Origin of the sequence: Rhizobium aethiopicum (assembly GCF_900094625.1) — a bacterium.
GTDB lineage: Bacteria > Pseudomonadota > Alphaproteobacteria > Rhizobiales > Rhizobiaceae > Rhizobium > Rhizobium aethiopicum.
The window spans coordinates 86,946-104,130 of record NZ_FMAJ01000008.1 but is presented as its reverse complement, the minus strand read 5'-3'; the positions used below and the strand labels follow the sequence as shown (position 1 = coordinate 104,130).

The window sequence follows — 17,185 nt, the reverse complement described above, 5'->3', positions numbered from 1 at the left end:
ATCGAGATCGGAGGAAACGGTGAGCGCAGCAGAGGCAGCACAATTTCCCGAATTCAAAGATCGCGCTGTGCTCGTGACTGGCGGCGGATCGGGCATCGGCGCGGCGATCGTCGAAGGTTTCGCGCGTCAGGGCGCCAAGGTCTCCTTCATCGACATTGCCGAGACCGCAGGCAGGAAACTCGCCGAGAGCCTGTCGCGACAAACGGCGCACCCGGTCCTCTTCTACCATGCCGACCTGCGCGACATCGAGGCGATCCGGCGCACGGTCGATAATGTCGTCAAGACATCCGGGCCGATCCGCGTGCTCGTCAACAACGCGGCCTGGGACGACCGCCACGAATTCGATGCGGTCACGGAGGCCTATTGGGACAACAACCAGGCGGTCAATCTGCGGCACGTGTTCTTCACCTCACAGGCGGTGGCGCCGTCGATGCGGTCGGCCGGCGGCGGCGCGATCGTCAACATGTCGTCAATCGCCTTCAAGCTGAACATGGGCGGATTTCCCGCCTATGCGGCGGCGAAGGCGGCGGTCGTCGGACTGACGAAGAGCATGGCCGGCAGGCTTGGACCGGAGAATATCCGGGTCAACTGCATCCTGCCCGGCATGATCGTCACCGAGCGGCAGATGCAGCTCTGGCTCACCGAGGAAAGCATCGCGCGCTCGGTCGAGCAGCAATGCCTGAAGGTCGCGCTCAAGGCCGATGCGATCGTCGGTCCCTGCCTGTTTCTTGCATCGGATTGCGCAGCGGCAGTGACCGCCCAGTCCCTGATTGTCGATGGAGGCGTTTTGTAATGGCTGATCCGGCTTATGTCGCGGTGGACTGGGGCACCAGCAGTTTCCGGCTCTGGCTGATCGGCAGGGACGGAAGCGTTCTTGCCGAACGGCGCAGCGGCGAAGGCATGACGAGCGCGGCAAAGACCGGCTTTTCGCAGGTGCTGTCAAGCCATCTCGCGGCGATCGAAGCGCCGGAAAGCCTGCCGGTAATCGTCTGCGGCATGGCCGGCGCAAGACAGGGCTGGGTCGAAGCCGGTTATATCGACGTGCCCGCACCGCTCGCCTCGATCCTCACCGCGGCGGTCCGCGTGGCGGGCGAAAGCCGGGACATCCGCATCCTGCCGGGCCTTGCCCAGCGGCCCCCCGCAACGCCCGACGTCATGCGCGGCGAGGAAACCCAGCTTCTCGGCGCGCTCGGCAGTACAAGCATTGGAGCCCAGGCGGTCTGCATGCCCGGCACGCATTCGAAATGGGTGCATGTGACGGATAGGCAGGTCACCGGCTTTTCCACCTTCATGACCGGCGAACTCTTCGAGGCGATCAGCAAACATACGATCCTGTCGCACGCCGTCGCCGGTGCTGAGGAGCAGCCGGCGGATGCGGCGGCCTTCGAAGCGGCGGTCTTGGCAGCTTTCGCCCGGCCCGGCCTTGCCACCAACCTCCTGTTTACCGCCCGCTCGGGCCAGCTCCTGCACGGGATCTCCGCAGCCGCCGCGCAAGCCCGGCTTTCCGGCACGCTGATCGGCCTGGAAATTGCCGGCGCGCTGCAGGATGCCGCCAACGGCACCGATATCACCCTCGTCGCCTCCGGGCGCCTGCAGGCGCTCTACGAACAGGCCTTCAGAACCCTCTCCCTTGCCGTCACCGCCATCGATGCGGACGCAGCCGTGCGCCGCGGGCTATCGGCAGCCGCCGAAGCCATCTGGCCGAATTGAGAAAGCTGACACGATGCACCGTATCCCCTTCCCCGACATGAAGCGTCCGCTGATCGCCATCCTTCGCGGCATCCGGCCCGACGAGACCGAGAGCGTCGTCGGTGCCCTGATCGAAAACGGCCTGACGGCGATCGAAATTCCGCTCAATTCGCCGGAGCCGTTCAAATCGATCGAGATCGCCGCCAAGATGGCGCCGGCCGAAGTGCTGATCGGCGCCGGCACGGTGTTGACGATCGAGGCGGTCGACAGCCTGAATGCGGCCGGCGGCAAGCTGCTGGTGACGCCGAATGTCGAGCCCGAGGTGATCATCCGGGCGCGCGAATATGGTATGGTGACGATGCCCGGCGTCTTTACGCCAACCGAGGCGCTGGCTGCTGCACGTGCCGGAGCCACCGGTCTCAAATTCTTTCCGGCGAGCGTTCTTGGTCCCTCCGGCATCACGGCGATCCGGGCGATCCTGCCGCCGGAGCTGACGATTGCCGCCGTCGGCGGCGTATCGGACAAGAATTTCGCCGATTACACCAAGGCCGGCATCTTCGCCTTCGGCCTCGGCACCAGCCTCTACAGGCCCGGAATGACCGCGGCAGAGGTTGCCGAGCGCGCCAAGGCAACCATTTACGCCTATGATGCAGCCATGGGAGCGTGAGCGTATGACCGACATTTACGAGTTCGAGGGCAAGACCCTTTGCAACACCAATTCCGTCCTCGGCGAAGGTCCGACCTATGATCCCGACAGCGATACCGTCTGGTGGTTCAACATCCTCGGCAAGGAGCTGCACGAGCTCAACCTTTCGACACGCGCCAAAAAGGTGCATCCGCTGCCTGTGATGGCAAGCGTGCTCGCCCGCATCGACGCCGGACGGCAGCTGATCGCGACCGAGGAAGGGCTTTTCGTGCGCGATGTGACGAGCGGCAACCTCACCTTCTATGCCGCGCTCGAAAACGACAGGCCGGAAAACCGCTCGAACGACGGCCGCACCCATCCCTCCGGCTCGCTGTGGATCGGCACGATGAGCAAGCGGGCGGAAAGCCAGGCCGGCGCCATCTATCATGTCGCCGGCGGCAAGGTGACGAAGATCTTCAGCGGCATCAGCATTCCGAATTCGATCTGCTTTTCCCCCGACGGCACGATCGGCTACTACACGGATTCCCGCGTCAACCGGCTGATGCGCGTCATGGTCGATCCGCAGACTGGTCTGCCCTCGGGCGAGCCGATCGTGCTCGTCGACAGCATGAACGAGCCCGGCGGGATCGACGGTTCAGTAGTCGATGCCGACGGTTATATCTGGAATGCCCGCTGGGGCGCCGGCTTTGTCGATCGATACAATCCTGATGGCCTGCGCATCTCGCGCTACAAGGTTCCCGCCGTCCAGCCTTCCTGCCCAGCCTTCATCGGCGCCAATGCCGGCCGGCTGGCGGTAACGACCGCCTGGGAAGGGCTTGACGAGGATGCCCGTTCGGCCCAGCCGAGCGCCGGCGCCCTTCTGGAACTCGGCATCGACGTCAAGGGCGTGTTCGACCCCATCTATGTGATCTGAACACGGCGTCTGCCGACCGCCATTCAAAGGCGCTCCCAAGCGGAGCGCCTTTTCGTTTCGGCGGCTGTCTGCCGATGAAAGTTCCGTGAGAATCAAGAAATTTTCCGTGTTTTCAACCGGAACCAATCGGCGCACCGCTCATTTTCCCTTCGAACCGGCGCGGCAAGGATCATGCGTTGCCGGGTCAGCTATCACTCTAGGGAAATGAAAGTAGGTTCGAAATGACACGCAAACTTTTGACGACCGTTGCCGCTGGCGCGCTGTTTGCCACGGCTTTCGCACCGGCGGCATTCTCGCAGACGACGCCGCAGCCTGCCGACCCCGCCGCCCCCACCCAAACCGCGCCCGCCGATCCGGCGGCGCCCAAGCCGGTAACTCCTGACGTCACCCAGCCTGCAGGCGATGCCGCCCAGGCTCCGGCGGCAGCACCGAGCACCGACACCGCACAGGCCACCTATCTGACGGAGCAGGCTGCCGACCAGGTCAGCGCCAACACCTATATCGGCCAGTCGGTTTACAACCCCAACAATGAAAGCATCGGCAGCGTCAACGACCTGATCATGAAGAAGGATGGCGGCATTGTTGCTGCGATCGTCGGCGTCGGCGGCTTCCTCGGTATCGGCGAAAAGAACGTCGCCGTACCGATGGAAAAGATCACCATCGCCCAGAACACCCAGGACGGTAGCGTCAAGCTGACGACCAGTGAAACGGCTGAATCGCTGAAGGCTGCGCCGGAGTTCAAGACGCTGGCAATGCAGTCTGCAGAAAAGGCCCCGGCCGCAACCGGCACCGATACGACGGCAACCGGCTCGACCACGCCTAAGTAAACCGCGCGCGGTAGTATAGCGTAGGCGATGGCGCTCCTAGGGGCGCCATTGCTTTATGCTGATTGCCTGCACCAAATGCCGAACACAAACCGCTGTGCACTTTTGCTGGACTTGGCTTCTCTGAATTGCTTATGCGCTGACGCGCTCGCCGAGCGGCACATCGTAATAGTTCTCGTGCAGGAAGCGCAGCGTGGCGATGCCATCGGCGGGGCGGCCGAAATGATAGCCCTGGCCCATGCCGCAACCGAGCGTGCGCAGTTTCACCGCTTCGGCGTAGTCCTCGATGCCTTCGGCTACCACTTCCAGCTCCAAGCCTTCGCACATGGAAAGGATCGCCTTGATGATGTGTTCGGAGGCGCGGTCGGAATTGATGCGTGAGACGAAGGCACGGTCGATCTTGATCTTGTCGAAGATGAAGTCGCGCAGACGCCCGAGGCTCGACTGGCCGGTGCCGAAATCGTCGAGCGAGATGCGAACGCCGGCGGCGCGCAGATCGGCGATGATGCGGTGGGCGGTATCGGCCGAGCCCATCACCGCGGTCTCGGTGATTTCCAGTTCCAGGCGATGCGGGTCGAAGCCGACGCGGCCGAGGATCGACAGGATGCTGCTGCTCGTGCCGGGATCCATCAGCTGAGCCGACGAGAGATTGAACGACAGGAAGAGTTCGCGCGGCCAGGACAAGGCGGCCTCAGCAGCCTTGCGAAGCAGCGTCTCCGAGAGAGCGTCGATGAAGCCGCGCTCTTCGGCGAGCGGCACGAAGACGCCGGGCGAAACGAAACCGAGATCGGGATCGTTCCAGCGGGCGAGCGCCTCGAAGCCGACGACCTGATTGTTGGCGAGCGAGACGATCGGCTGAAAATGAACGTCGATCGCGTCGGAGATGATAGCGTTTCTGAGCGCCTGCTCCAGCTGTGTCGCCCGCTTCATCTCCTGCGCGATTTCACGCGAATAGACGGTGATCTGGCCGCGGCCGCGACGCTTGGAACGATAGAGGGCGGTTTCGGCGCTCTTTAACAGTTCTTCGCAGTCCTCTCCGGCGAAGGGATAGATGGCAAAGCCGAAGGAGGCGGAGAGACGGACATTGCGGTCGCCGAGGTCGTAGGGCGCCGACAGAACCTCGCGGATCATCTGGCCGAATTTCTCGGCGCTCGCCCGCTCGAATATCAACGGCAGCACGAAGGCGAATTCATCACCATCGTGACGGGTGACCAGTGCGCCGTCCGGAATGCAGGCCCTGAGCCGATGGGCGACCTGGCAAAGGATCTCATCGCCGGCCGAGGACCCAAAGAGATCGTTGATCGGCTTGAAGCTGTCGAGATTGGCGATGCCTATGGTGAAGGGAGCCGGATCGCTGGCGCGCTCGGCGGAGATCTGCTGGACCTTGTCGCGCATGCGATTGCGGTTTCCCAACCCGGTGAGCGGATCGGTATAGGCCATCGCCTGAAGCTCCTTGTGACTCACGGTCAAGGAAGCTATTTCCGCCGATTTCATCATCCAAACCCGAGCTTTCCCACGCAGCCGAGCAAAGAATGACCGGCATTTCTTAACAATTTGCTAGTAGATCAACAGCCTTGACAGCCTGATTCGCCCCAATTCTGGGGAGTTGACCGCCCGTGCCGGGGCAGGATGTCTCTGCCAAAACGACAGGCCTATCGCATCATCCGCTCGCGCGAACCCGTGTAGCCTCTCCCGTGAGGTATTTCTGAAAGATCGTCTCCAGCATGTCGGGACTGACAGGTTTCATGATGACGTCGTCCATGCCCGATTTGGCGCATTCGGCGCGGTCGCGCTCGAAAGCCTGAGTGAGCACGCCGATGATTGGTGTGCGGGCTGCACCGCCGGCTTCCTCCATCTGCCGGATCAGGCGCGCGGCCTCGAAGCCGTTGAAGCCCGGCAGCGAAATATCCATCAGCACCACCCCGGGCCTGTGTTCGGCCCAGAGGCGCACGACCTCGTCGCCGGTCGCCGCGATCCTGTGGCGGTAACCGAGGCCCTCGAGGATCTGTGAAAACACGATCTGGTTGATGTCGTTGTCTTCGGCGACGAGAACCTGCAGGCCGACCGCATCGTCAGATATGCTGATTTCCCAATCCGCATCCGCGCCGGCACCGCCGTTGCGGCTGTTGCGGTTGAAATGGCGGGCGATCTGGAAGGTGAGCTCGTTGGCGATCTGAAAGCCGTCCATGACGAGCGCCGGGATGCCGTATTGCTCGGAAAGCTCGAGGCAGCGCATGCCCATCTGGTTGTCGATGATCAGCAGATCGAGCGAAATGCCGGAGGAGGTGGCGATCTCCAGGAACCGCTCCTCTTCATCCTCGCCGCGCACCGAGCAGGATTCGAAACCATATTTCGCCAGCGTCCGCAGAGCGGCTGTCTCGGCGGCGAGGTCTGCTGTGACGACGAGAATCTTGCGGCCGGAGAAATTCTCCGGGACGATCGCCTCCATCGCCGCCGGCTCGCGGCGTTCGACCGCGGTCGGTACCGGTACATAGGCGCGTCGATAACTCTGATTGGCGGAGGTGGTGATCGCCGAGGCGCGGTCAAACTCCTCGAGATCGGCGCCGTCGCGCGGCAGGTCCTGCATGGTCGACACCAGGAAATAGCGGCCGGGCTTGCCGATGCGGTGCTTGCGGCTGACGATGTCGCGCTCGATGCCGTCGCGGGAGATCTGCCGCTGGCGGGAGATCGACATCTCGCCGGTTTCCAGAACGTGGCGGTCGCTCTCTTCGAAGCGCTTGGCGATCTCGGGCGAGAAGAGATCTGCGCTCTTGCGCCCGAGCACCTCGTCGGCGCTCGTCTGGTATTTCTCGCAAAATGCGAGGTTTACCGCCACATAGGTAAGGTTGCGATCCTTGACGAAAAGCGGAAACGGCAGATTGTCGAGAATGTCTTCGGTAAGCTGCACCCGCTCCAGGTCCGAGCGCCACTGCTCCTCGCGTTTCCTGTCCTCGGAGATGTCGGAGACGATGGTGACGCCGTAACCGCCCGGCAGTCTGCGTTTGACGAAGCGGACCCAGCTGTCGGCGCCATGACGCTCGACGGATTCGAAGCGCTCGCGCCAATGCGAGGCGATTTTCTGCGACAGCCAGTCCTCGCGGCCGAGCGAGCCGCCCTGCCTGATATCATATTGCTGGCGAACGCCGGTATCGTAAACCGCCCCGAGGAAATCGCGCAGCCGGGTGCCCGGCTTCAGCATCTCGGACGGCAAGGGGAAGAATTCAAGGATCTGGCGGCTTGCGAAGATCAGATGATCGTTCTTGTCGTAGATGATGAAAGCTGCCGAAAGGCTGTCGCACACCACATCGAAAAGCGCCGTCTGCAGATCGGCCTCGGCGGGCGTCCCGTCGATTTTCCATGATGTGTCCGCCTTTTCTAAGCCGGCACTCATTCTCTTACGTCCCACATCTGTTCGATTTCGCAGCTTCCGGAGGTACTTGAATAGAAATGCCATTTTTCTGTTAAAACCGGCTTAACACTACCTATTCCCCAAATTGGGGGAGCCGCGCATAAGGTTGGGGTAAAGCGCTTCCAAAGCTCTTCCCTCGAGCCTGCGAATCCTCGAAAATAGCCCATGGCCATCAGACAGCTTTCCGAAACGCTCATCAACCAGATCGCCGCCGGCGAAGTCATCGAACGGCCGGCGAGCGCCGCCAAGGAACTGATCGAAAACGCTCTCGATGCAGGGGCGACGCGCATCGAAATCGCCACATCAGGCGGCGGCAAGGCGCTGCTGCGGGTCAGCGACAACGGCTCCGGCATGGACGCTGCCGATCTGGAACTGGCGGTGAGACGCCACTGCACCTCGAAGATCACCGAGACGCTCGAGGATATCAGAACGCTTGGCTTCCGCGGCGAGGCGCTGCCTTCGATCGGCTCTGTTGCGAGGCTCAGCATCGCCAGCCGCAAGCGCGACAGCGCCGGCGGCCACGAGATCGCCGTTGCCGGCGGCAAGATCGTGCATATCAGGCCGGCTGCCGCCAATCCCGGCACGATCGTCGAAGTCCGCGACCTGTTCTTCGCTACGCCCGCCCGGCTGAAATTCCTGAAGACGGAGAAGGCCGAGGCCGGCGCCATTACCGAGATCGTCAAGCGTATGGCGATCGCCTTTCCCGCCGTGCGCTTCTTGCTGTCGGGCTCGGATCGCACGACGCTCGAATTTCCGGCCACGGGCGACGATCATCTGGCGCGCATGGCGCAGGTGCTCGGCAAGGACTTCCGCGACAACGCCATTGCGCTCGACGCCGTGCGCGAGGAGATCTCGCTGACCGGCTTTGCCGGCGTGCCGACCTTCAATCGCGGCAATTCCGCCCATCAATACGCCTTCGTCAACGGTCGGCCGGTGCAGGACAAGCTGATCCTGTCGGCGATCCGCGGCGCCTATGCCGAGACGATCCCGTCCGGGCGCTATCCGGTGGCGGTGCTGTCGATCAGACTCGATCCGGCTCTCGTCGACGTCAACGTGCATCCGGCCAAATCCGACGTGCGCTTCCGCGACCCAGGCCTGGTACGCGGCCTCATCGTCGGCGCCATCCGCGAGGCGCTGGCGCGCGACGGCAGCCGGGCCGCAACGACCGGGGCGAGCGATATGCTGCGCGCCTTCCGTCCCGGTTTCCAGCCCTACGGGCAGCGACCACAGGCGCCTTGGTCGGCAGAGACCTCCCCTTCCCGCCCCTACCAGCCGGCACCGGCATTTTCCGAACGGCCGCAGGCATCCTTCGATGGCCTGTCGATGCCGACCGCACGGGCCGAGCCGCAATTTTCTCCCGACCCCGTGTCTCCCGGCCTGGCCTCTCCCAGCCCGGCCGCCCCGGAAACCGTTGGGCGTTATCCGCTCGGCGCGGCGCGGGCGCAGATCCATGCCAACTATATCGTCGCCCAGACCGAGGACGGGCTCGTCATCGTCGACCAGCATGCGGCGCATGAGCGGCTGGTCTTCGAGGCAATGCGCAAGGCGCTGCATTCGAAGCGGCTGGCCTCGCAGGTGCTGCTTATCCCGGAGATCGTCGACATTCCGGAGGAGGATTGCGATCGGCTGATGCTGCATGCGGCCGAGTTTGCCGAACTCGGTCTGGCGATCGAGCGCTTCGGTCCCGGTGCGATCGCGGTGCGCGAAACGCCGGCCATGCTCGGCGAGGTCGACGCCCATGGCCTGATCCGCCAGCTTGCCGACGAGATCGCCGAATGGGATACGGCCTCGGGCCTGTCGGCCAAGCTCGAATATGTGGCGGCGACCATGGCCTGCCATGGATCGGTTCGCTCCGGACGGCGGCTGCGGCCGGAGGAAATGAACGCACTGCTGCGGGAAATGGAAGTGACGCCCGGCTCCGGCCAGTGCAACCACGGCCGGCCGACCTATATCGAACTGAAGCTCAGTGATATCGAGCGGCTTTTCGGCAGAAGCTAAAAAAGCTGGAAAAGCGGGCTTGCCGGGAGTATGGCAGACGGATGACAAGTTGCAGGGAACGGAGCGTATGAATTTGTTCGAAGGGCACGGGAACCGCGAGGCGAAGATCCGCTATCTCGACGGCGATTTCCAGATTCTCTCGCCCGGCTCCTATGTCGTCTGCGCGATGACCGGCAAAAACATTCCGCTCGACGAGCTGCGCTACTGGAGCGTCGCCCGCCAGGAACCCTATGCCGATGTTATTTCTGCGATCGAAGCCGACAAACGCGCCGGCGTTCTGCCGAACCAGCGGCGCTAGGGCGCCTGCGCGAACGGGCCGATCGGCGTTTGCACGAGGATCGGGAATTTCGACGATCGTGATCGGCCATCGATTGCATCCTAAGTCCACAAGCTCTGTTTGACATCTCGGCACTACGAGCAGCCACACGTCCGGCCCGCCCGGTGAAGGACGAGCCGTTTGCTTGACCGATATGCGCAAGGCAAGGGCCCGTAGGCGCTCGTTGCAAATTCCGCGAGAGCGATAGCTCACTCAAATTTTGCCATGTTCTCGGGCGTCACGAGCGCCGCGCCGGAGTCAATTGAAGACTCAACCTTCTCTCCACGGATTGACTTTACCAGTGCGTCTACACCGAGCTCAGCCATCTTGGTGGGAAACTGCGCCACCGACGCATCCTCGATTCCACTCTTCAGTGCTTCCTCTTCGCCGCAGCAGAAATCGAACCCGACGAGCACAATCTTGTCATTGGCAATGCCAGCGTTCTTGATCGCGCGTGCCGCGCCAGCAGCCGGCGGGCCGCAAGCGGCATAAATGGCCTTCAGGTCTGGGTTTTTCGTCAACAAATCCTCGGCGACACTGATCCCGAGCTCCTCGGTGCAGTTCGTCGCGCCTTTGCCGACGATCTTGACGTCAACCCCTTTTAGTCCTTCCAGCATACCCTTCACACGGTCATCAAGCGCTGGCACACCGGGCACGCCCTCAAGGATGCCAAGCGTGTCGCCGGCATGAAGAACGCTCTTGAGATATTCCCCGGCGATTTTGCCTGCGGCCAGGTTATTGGTCGTGGCAAGCGCCGTCCTGCCGTTCCAATCCGGAATATTGTTGTCCATCAGCACGACCTTGACACCGGCCGCCACCGCTTTGTCCAGGGCAGTGGCCACGGTGGGATCGACTGGCGTGAGGGCAATGCCCTGCACGCCTCTTGTCACCATGGACTCGATCTGTGCGATCTGGCCTTCGATGTCGGTTGCGGACGTACCCTGGCCATAGATGATCTCGACGCCAGGATTTCTCTTGGCATAATCTTTGGCTGCGTTCTCCATCGTTGCGAAGAACGGTACAGGGAATTTCGTGATAAAGCCGAGCTTCACCGGCTCCTGCGCCAGGGAAGGGACTACAGCGGCGACCAGGAGCGCAACAGCTCCCAGCAGGGATTGCGATTTCATGACTACTCCTCCCATGTTTCGACCGCCCTCCTCTAGAACGATCTCGTTGTCCGCTGCCCAAACGAAGCAGCGATCTCCTCAAGCCTCGGCGCCGACAATCATCGCGACAATGTCCTGCTTGTTCGCTTCCGTTGGCTTCACTTCACCCACCTTGCGACCCTGGCGCAGGACAACTGCCCGATCAGCGATTTCCACGACGTGCTCCATATTGTGAGTGATGATGATCACGGCATTGCCGTCGGCTTTCAGCTGACTGATAATGTCAAGAACCTGGCGAGACTCGCGAAGACCGAGGGCTGCCGTTGGTTCGTCGAGAATTACCAGCTTGCGCGCAAAAACAATGGCGCGCGCGACCGCGATCGCCTGCCGCTGTCCCCCAGACATCAGCGCTACCGGTGCGTCGAACCTTGGCAGCTTAACCTTCAAGCGATCGATGACGCTCGCTGCTTCCCGCTTCATTTCACCCGTGCTCAGAAAGCGGAGCGGACGCGGCAACCAGGAGGGGAAAGAGATTTCTCGCCCACAGTAGAAATTCTGTACGGGGGTTAAATTGTCGAAAAGCGCCAGATCCTGGTAGACGGTTTCAATGCCGGCGCGGCGGGCGGCGGCGGTCGAATGGAGCCATACCGGAACACCATCCACGAGGATCTCTCCTTCGTCGAGACTATGAAGCCCGCTGATGCATTTGACGAGTGTCGACTTGCCGGCGCCGTTGTCGCCCAGGAGAGCAGTTACCTCACCTGAATAAGCATCAAAGCTCACATTTTTCAGGGCATGGATGGCGCCAAAGCGCTTCTGGGCGTTTCGAACCGAAAGTGCCGGTATCGTGGATGATGGGTTCATTTTGCTGCCGCCGATTGCAGCACGCGTGCGCGCGCCTCGAGATGGTTTCGAAGCACGTCAGCCTCCACGGCGATGACGATGACGAGCCCAATCGCAATCATCTGAAAGAAGACGTCGACGCCGAGGAGGTTGAGGGCATTGCGGATGACGCCGATCAGCACGGCGCCGATCAGGGCGTGACCGAGGTGGCCTCGTCCCCCAAGGAAACTGGCCCCACCGATGATCACAGCGGCAATCGTGTCGAGTTCCAGGAGATTGCCGTAGATCGGCGAGGCGGCGCCGGTCCGGCCGGCAAGCAGCACCGCGCCGACACCGGCACAAAAACCAGAAACGATGTAGGTCGACAGCAGGACGCCGCTTACCGGTATACCCATGCTTCTGGCGGCGTTCGGCGAGCCGCCGACCGCATAGATCCATCGGCCGCAGACCATCGACTTCGTCAGGATGAGAAAAAGAAGCCCGAACATTCCAACTACAAAAAAGGAGTTGGGCAAGCCAAGGGTCACACCGCCACCGATCGCGGTAACGGCATCGGGCATCCCGCGCATGGTCGTGTGGCCAGGCGCCAATTCCAGTGCCAGACCGCGGCAGATGCTCAAGGTCGCAAGGGTTATGATAAAGGGGTGTGGCAGTCGGCCATAGACAAAGACCAAGCCGTTTATCGCGCCGATAACAGCACCGGCAAGCAGCATGGCCATGATGACGATGAACGAGGAATCAACTTGCTGGTAGACGAGTCCGCCGATCACTGTCGCCAGAGCAAGATTCGAGCCTACAGACAGGTCGATGCCGCGCGTCAGGATTACCAGCTGCTGGCCGATTGCCACAACAGCGATCACTGCTGTCTGCGCCAGGATGTTCCCCAGGTTAACAGGCTTTAGAAAAGCCGGCGTGATCAGACTGACGACGGCGATGAGCAGAATGAGGATCAGCAGCGGGCCGAGGCTCAATAGCTTCAGTGCCAATGTGATGCCAGATTGTCTCGGATGGTAGGTCGCATCCTGCAGACCGCCAGGCCGGGACGAATTCTGAGGCAGAATCCCGGAGTCTTCCAAATTCCCCTAGCCTCCCCCGTTTTTTATACATAAGAAACTATGATACACGTACGTCAACTTGTTTTTTATGGATAGATGGACGTACTGGAGATTGTGGTGTGAGGACAGATACGACTTTCAAGCGGGCGTTCAATGATATGATTGAGATCATCAGGACGCTCGATGTAGGGGACGAATTGCCCTCCGAAAACGCGCTGCGCGCCCAGCTCGGCGTGAGCAGGACGACAGTGCGGAAGGTACTGGCTGGGATGTCCGCACGGGGGATCATCCTATCTGAAGGGCATAGGCGGATCGTACATGAGCAGCCGCTACAGATCGAACGTTATCCGCAGGAAGAGACGCTGGCAATTTCGGAACAAGTCGAGACAAGCTTCATGGAATGGATGCTGCGCGGCGACGCCTGTCCGGGCACAGAAATCAACGAGGCGGAGTTGGCTCGGAAGTTCGGCGTCGCGACAACGATTGTCCGTGAGTTTCTGAATCGATTCCACAAATATGGGCTGATCGAGAAGCGTCCGAACGCAGGCTGGGTGTTTAAAGGGTTTACGGCCAGCTTCGCCCTCGAACTGTTCGAAATCAGAGAGATGTTCGAAATGCGCTCGGCACGGCTGTTTGCAACCCTGCCCGACAGCTCGCCGTTCTGGAAGCAGATCCAATCGATGCGGGCCGCACATCTGGAACTGCTCGCCGGCATCGACGCCCGGTTTCAGGATTTCTCAGAACTGGACAGCCGGTTCCACCGGCTGATTACGGCAGTCGCGCCAAACCGCTTTATCGACAGCTTCCAAGACGTGATAGCCATGGTCTTCCACTATCACTATCAGTGGAACAAGCGCGATGAACGCGCGCGGAACGAAGTCGCCATCAAGGAACATCTCGCGCTGATCGAAGCGCTCGAAAGCCGCAATATTGCATTGATCGATCGCGCATGCCGGTTGCATCTGACTTCCGCCCGCGAAACTTTGCTGCACTCGATCGCATGATCGCGTTGCAGTGCAGATGGACGTGGCCGAGATGCTTCGCAACTAGCTTGTTAGAGCGACTCAGCCTTTGCTGAAATTTCTTTAGCCCCGACCTTCAATTCCTTGAGGCGCCGATCACGGCAGGCAATGATTGCCCGGTCGATGATCAGGCCTGGGGCGAGATGATCCTCGAAGACCATGTCGACCTCGATCACTCGGGCCTTTTGCGCCAACTGCTCCGCCTTGCCGTGATGGCCGGACAGGCGAACGAAATCCTTTGACGTGGTGACGATCAGGAGATCCTGGCGGTCGGCGGTCGTCAGGATGTCGTCGATCTCCTCCTCGGTCAGATGCTCGTGGTCGCCGAAGGTCTTGGCAACTGTGATCTCGGCACCGCGCGACTCGACGGTGCGGAAGAATTTGGCAGGATCGGCGATACCGGCGAAGGCGAGCACCTTGATGCCGGAAAGCCTGTCGTCGCCGCGCACCTTGAGCGAGGCAGTGAAATAAGGCTTGGCCGCGCGCGCCGCCATGCGGACGATGCCATCGGCAGCATTGCCGCCGCCGACCTTCAGCAGCGCCGTCGCCGAACGCAGTTGCTGACGGATCGGCGCGCGGACGGGGCCGCCCGGCACGATATGGCCGTTGCCGAGGCCGCGCGTCGCGTCGATGACGAGCAAGGCATAGTCGATCGCCAGCCGGGCGCTCTGAAAACCATCATCCATGATGATGAGATCGGCGCCTTCCACCACCAGACGCTTGGCACCTTCGACGCGCCGGCGGGAAATCACCGTCAGCGCTTCCTGGGCGAGCAGCAGCGGTTCGTCGCCGACGGCGACCGCTCGGTGATGCCGGGGGTCTACCACCGTCGTCACGTCGAGCGAGCCGCCGTAACCTCTGCTGAGGAACCCGGGTTTCAGGCCTTTCGCCTTGGCGGCGCGGGCAAGCGTCAGCGCCGTCGGCGTCTTGCCGGCGCCGCCGACGGTGAAATTGCCGACACAGATGACGGGAACGGAAACCGAGGCGCGGCGCGCATGGGCCATGCGATGGCCGGCGATACGGCCGTAGACAAAGGAAATCGGCGCCAGCAACCAGGCCCGCCAATCGGCTTTCCTCCACCAGAACGGCGGCGCTTCTGAAATCATTTTGCCGTCCCGCTCCCCTGCCCGCCCTGCGACGGCCAGCCCCTTGCTCTTCGACCGGCCGGATTGAGAAGCCAAAATCGGTGAAAATGCAAGTCCTTACCTATCAGGCTGGCTGCAGATCCGGCAGCAATGTCTCAATGGCGGTGATATCGTCGAGCACATGATCGGCCGCGGCCGCAAGCGAATCGCGCGACCCGGTTCCGGTCAACACCGCGATCCTGAGGCCCGTACCGGCATTCAGGCCCATGTGCAGATCGTGATTGTTGTCGCCGACCATCGCGACCTCTTCAGGCAAGAGACCGGTCGCAGCACAGAAGCCGAGCACCATGCCCGGCTCAGGCTTGACGCCGAAGCCGCTGTCGTAGCCGGCGATATAGTCGACATAGGGCGCGAAACCGAAGCGCTCCGCCGTGTAGCGGATGGAGCGCTCATTGTCGCTGGAGGCGACGCCGAGCTTGAAGCCGCGCCGATGCAGCCTTGCGAAGAAGCCGGCAAGGTCGGTCACCGGCACGGAAAACTGGGCGGCACCGGAAAAGAGGTCGTCGAGACGGATGGTCAGTTCGCCGATATCGAGCATCGAGCCGGCGGCGACGAGACCTTCGGCGATCTGCCTTGTATTGCCGGCGGCAAGCAGGCTGTCCGGAACGATATGACCGCTGACCGGATCCATGCCGCAGGCCGAAAGCAGCCGGTCGGCAAGGAGGGGGTCGCCCTCAGCGGCGATGCGGGCGAGTTCGCGATTGACCGGCAGCCAGCTCTCGTCATAGTCGAGCAGCGTGCCGTCCTTGTCGAAGAGGATGCCTTTGATAGGCGCCGGGCTCGACATCGCGTCTCCTCAGATCTGGGCCGCGGCCTTGGGCAACAAACGCGCCTTGACCGTCAGCGGATTGATATAGGGTTCGAGCCCCTTCACCGTCGCGGTCAGCGCGCCGCGCATCTCGTGCACGGCGGCGATGCCGGCATCGATCATCGTGCGGCGGGCTTCGTCATTGATCAGCAGGTAATGCACGCCCTTGGCCAGCATCTCGGTATCGCGCACCATGCGGGCGCTGCCGCTGCGGGCGAGCTTCTGATAGGCCTCGCGGAAATTCTGCACATGGCCGCCGGAGAGGATGGCGCAGCCGAGCATGGCGGGCTCCAGCGGATTCTGGCCGCCTTCGGCAAAAAGCGAACGACCGACGAAAGCGACTTCGGTCAGTCGCAAATAAAGGCCCATTTCGCCGATCGTATCGCCGAGGAAAATATCGACGTCGGCGGAGAGGACGTCGTCGCGGGTGCGGCGGGCGACCTTCAGCCCCTGCTTGACCAGCGCCGCCTCGATCTCGTCGCTGCGCTCGGGATGGCGCGGCACGATGATCGTCAATTGGCGGTCACGTTCCCTCAAGGCGCGATGGACGATGCCGGCGGCATTCTCCTCGCCGTCGAAGGTCGAGATCGCCGCCCAGGTCTTGCGATCGCCGATCTGTTTTTTATAGCGGGCGAGGACAGCGCTGTCATAAGGCGGTGCGTCGGTATCGACCTTCAGATTGCCCGAGGTGATGACGGGAACGGCGCCGAGATCGCGGAACCGTTCGGCATCGACGTCGGACTGGGCGATGACCAAAGCGAGATTCTCGAACAAGGCTTCGGCGATCGCGGGGCGGCGGCGCCAGCGGGCAAAGGAGCGGTCCGACATGCGGGCATTGATCAGGATCTGCGGGATGCGGCGGCGGCCGAGCTCCAGCACCGTGGCCGGCCAGATCTCGGATTCGGCGATGATGGCGCAATCGGGCTGCCAATAATCGAGGAAGCGGCTGACGGATGGTTTCAGGTCGAGCGGCACATATTGGTGGATCGCTTCCTGGCCGAGGCGCTCGGCGGCGAGCTTGGCCGAGGTGATAGTGCCGGTGGTCAGGATGACATGGATATCGCGGCGGCGGATTTCGCGGATCAGCGGAATGACGGCATTGGTTTCGCCGACACTTGCGGCATGGAACCAGACGAGCGGACCCTGCGGCCGGTTGGCGCTCGCATAGCCGAAGCGTTCCAGGCGGCGCGCCCGGTCTTCCTTGCCCTTGGCCGTGCGGTAGGTGAGATAGAGGCCGACGACCGGAGAGGCTACGGTTCCCGCCAGACGGTATGTGCTCAGACCGAGCCGCGCCATCCGGGAGCTCATCGCGCCAGCCTCCGACCCAAGACGATCGACATCAAACCCATTCCCTAATTATCGTTGCGGCCGGCATGGCCGATCAATTTGTTCAGAATGCGTCAAACGATCC

General features: G+C 62.1%; 16 protein-coding genes. 8 read left to right on the top strand and 8 right to left on the bottom strand.

Features of this window, described 5'->3' with window-relative positions; genetic code table 11:
* Window positions 1-19 precede the first annotated feature (19 nt).
* From GA0061105_RS18255 to GA0061105_RS18235, 5 genes are all read left to right on the top strand, one after another.
* Window positions 20-793, top strand: coding sequence for an SDR family NAD(P)-dependent oxidoreductase (locus GA0061105_RS18255; protein ID WP_092751985.1), 774 nt, complete (start codon window positions 20-22; stop codon window positions 791-793).
* Window positions 793-1,710: a 2-dehydro-3-deoxygalactonokinase gene (locus tag GA0061105_RS18250; protein ID WP_092751983.1), complete on the top strand. Its 918-nt coding sequence runs from the start codon at window positions 793-795 to the stop codon at window positions 1,708-1,710. Before GA0061105_RS18255 ends, GA0061105_RS18250 begins: the two co-directional genes overlap by 1 nt.
* A gap of 13 nt (window positions 1,711-1,723) precedes the next feature.
* A complete protein-coding gene (locus GA0061105_RS18245) occupies window positions 1,724-2,356 on the top strand; it encodes a 2-dehydro-3-deoxy-6-phosphogalactonate aldolase (RefSeq protein WP_064693990.1) in 633 nt (210 codons plus the stop codon).
* A 4-nt stretch (window positions 2,357-2,360) separates the two neighbouring features.
* Complete coding sequence (locus tag GA0061105_RS18240) at window positions 2,361-3,248, top strand: SMP-30/gluconolactonase/LRE family protein (protein ID WP_092751981.1); 888 nt, start codon at window positions 2,361-2,363, stop codon at window positions 3,246-3,248.
* A 221-nt stretch (window positions 3,249-3,469) separates the two neighbouring features.
* The gene (locus tag GA0061105_RS18235; protein ID WP_064693988.1) at window positions 3,470-4,075 is read left to right on the top strand and encodes a PRC-barrel domain-containing protein; all 606 of its coding nucleotides are present in this window, start codon (window positions 3,470-3,472) and stop codon (window positions 4,073-4,075) included.
* A 129-nt stretch (window positions 4,076-4,204) separates the two neighbouring features.
* Here GA0061105_RS18235 and GA0061105_RS18230 read toward each other — a convergent pair whose 3' ends face one another.
* Both GA0061105_RS18230 and GA0061105_RS18225 read right to left on the bottom strand, forming a co-directional pair.
* The gene (locus GA0061105_RS18230; protein WP_092751979.1) at window positions 4,205-5,569 is read right to left on the bottom strand and encodes a putative bifunctional diguanylate cyclase/phosphodiesterase; all 1,365 of its coding nucleotides are present in this window, start codon (window positions 5,567-5,569) and stop codon (window positions 4,205-4,207) included.
* 163 nt (window positions 5,570-5,732) lie between these two features.
* Window positions 5,733-7,463 carry a response regulator gene (locus tag GA0061105_RS18225; protein WP_092751977.1) on the bottom strand — a complete coding sequence of 577 codons (1,731 nt, stop codon included), beginning with the start codon at window positions 7,461-7,463 and terminating at the stop codon, window positions 5,733-5,735.
* Between the two features lie 183 nt (window positions 7,464-7,646).
* On the opposite strand from GA0061105_RS18225, the gene mutL reads away from it, so the two are divergent.
* Both mutL and GA0061105_RS18215 read left to right on the top strand, forming a co-directional pair.
* Entirely contained in the window at window positions 7,647-9,479 is a 1,833-nt protein-coding gene (gene mutL, locus GA0061105_RS18220; RefSeq protein ID WP_092751975.1) for a DNA mismatch repair endonuclease MutL, read from the top strand.
* A gap of 67 nt (window positions 9,480-9,546) precedes the next feature.
* Window positions 9,547-9,777: a DUF2093 domain-containing protein gene (locus GA0061105_RS18215; protein WP_010010632.1), complete on the top strand. Its 231-nt coding sequence runs from the start codon at window positions 9,547-9,549 to the stop codon at window positions 9,775-9,777.
* 227 nt (window positions 9,778-10,004) lie between these two features.
* On the opposite strand, the gene GA0061105_RS18210 is transcribed toward GA0061105_RS18215, so the two are convergent.
* The 3 genes from GA0061105_RS18210 to GA0061105_RS18200 form a co-directional block, all read right to left on the bottom strand.
* Window positions 10,005-10,922 carry a sugar ABC transporter substrate-binding protein gene (locus GA0061105_RS18210; protein WP_092751973.1) on the bottom strand — a complete coding sequence of 306 codons (918 nt, stop codon included), beginning with the start codon at window positions 10,920-10,922 and terminating at the stop codon, window positions 10,005-10,007.
* Between the two features lie 78 nt (window positions 10,923-11,000).
* A complete protein-coding gene (locus GA0061105_RS18205; protein WP_092751971.1) occupies window positions 11,001-11,765 on the bottom strand; it encodes an ATP-binding cassette domain-containing protein in 765 nt (254 codons plus the stop codon).
* Window positions 11,762-12,820, bottom strand: coding sequence for an ABC transporter permease (locus tag GA0061105_RS18200; RefSeq protein ID WP_208601665.1), 1,059 nt, complete (start codon window positions 12,818-12,820; stop codon window positions 11,762-11,764). Before GA0061105_RS18200 ends, GA0061105_RS18205 begins: the two co-directional genes overlap by 4 nt.
* A gap of 98 nt (window positions 12,821-12,918) precedes the next feature.
* Between GA0061105_RS18200 and GA0061105_RS18195 the strand changes: the two genes are divergently transcribed.
* On the top strand, window positions 12,919-13,803 hold the full coding sequence (locus GA0061105_RS18195) for a GntR family transcriptional regulator (RefSeq protein ID WP_092751969.1): 885 nt from the start codon (window positions 12,919-12,921) through the stop codon (window positions 13,801-13,803).
* A 50-nt stretch (window positions 13,804-13,853) separates the two neighbouring features.
* Here the strand turns inward: GA0061105_RS18195 and lpxK are convergent, their stop codons facing one another.
* From lpxK to waaA, 3 genes are all read right to left on the bottom strand, one after another.
* Entirely contained in the window at window positions 13,854-14,927 is a 1,074-nt protein-coding gene (gene lpxK, locus GA0061105_RS18190; RefSeq protein WP_092751968.1) for a tetraacyldisaccharide 4'-kinase, read from the bottom strand.
* Window positions 14,928-15,030: 103 nt separating this feature from the next.
* Window positions 15,031-15,753 (bottom strand): HAD family hydrolase, encoded by a 723-nt coding sequence (locus tag GA0061105_RS18185; RefSeq protein ID WP_064693982.1) that lies wholly within the window; start codon window positions 15,751-15,753, stop codon window positions 15,031-15,033.
* A 9-nt stretch (window positions 15,754-15,762) separates the two neighbouring features.
* Entirely contained in the window at window positions 15,763-17,082 is a 1,320-nt protein-coding gene (gene waaA, locus GA0061105_RS18180; protein ID WP_092751966.1) for a lipid IV(A) 3-deoxy-D-manno-octulosonic acid transferase, read from the bottom strand.
* Window positions 17,083-17,185 lie beyond the last annotated feature (103 nt).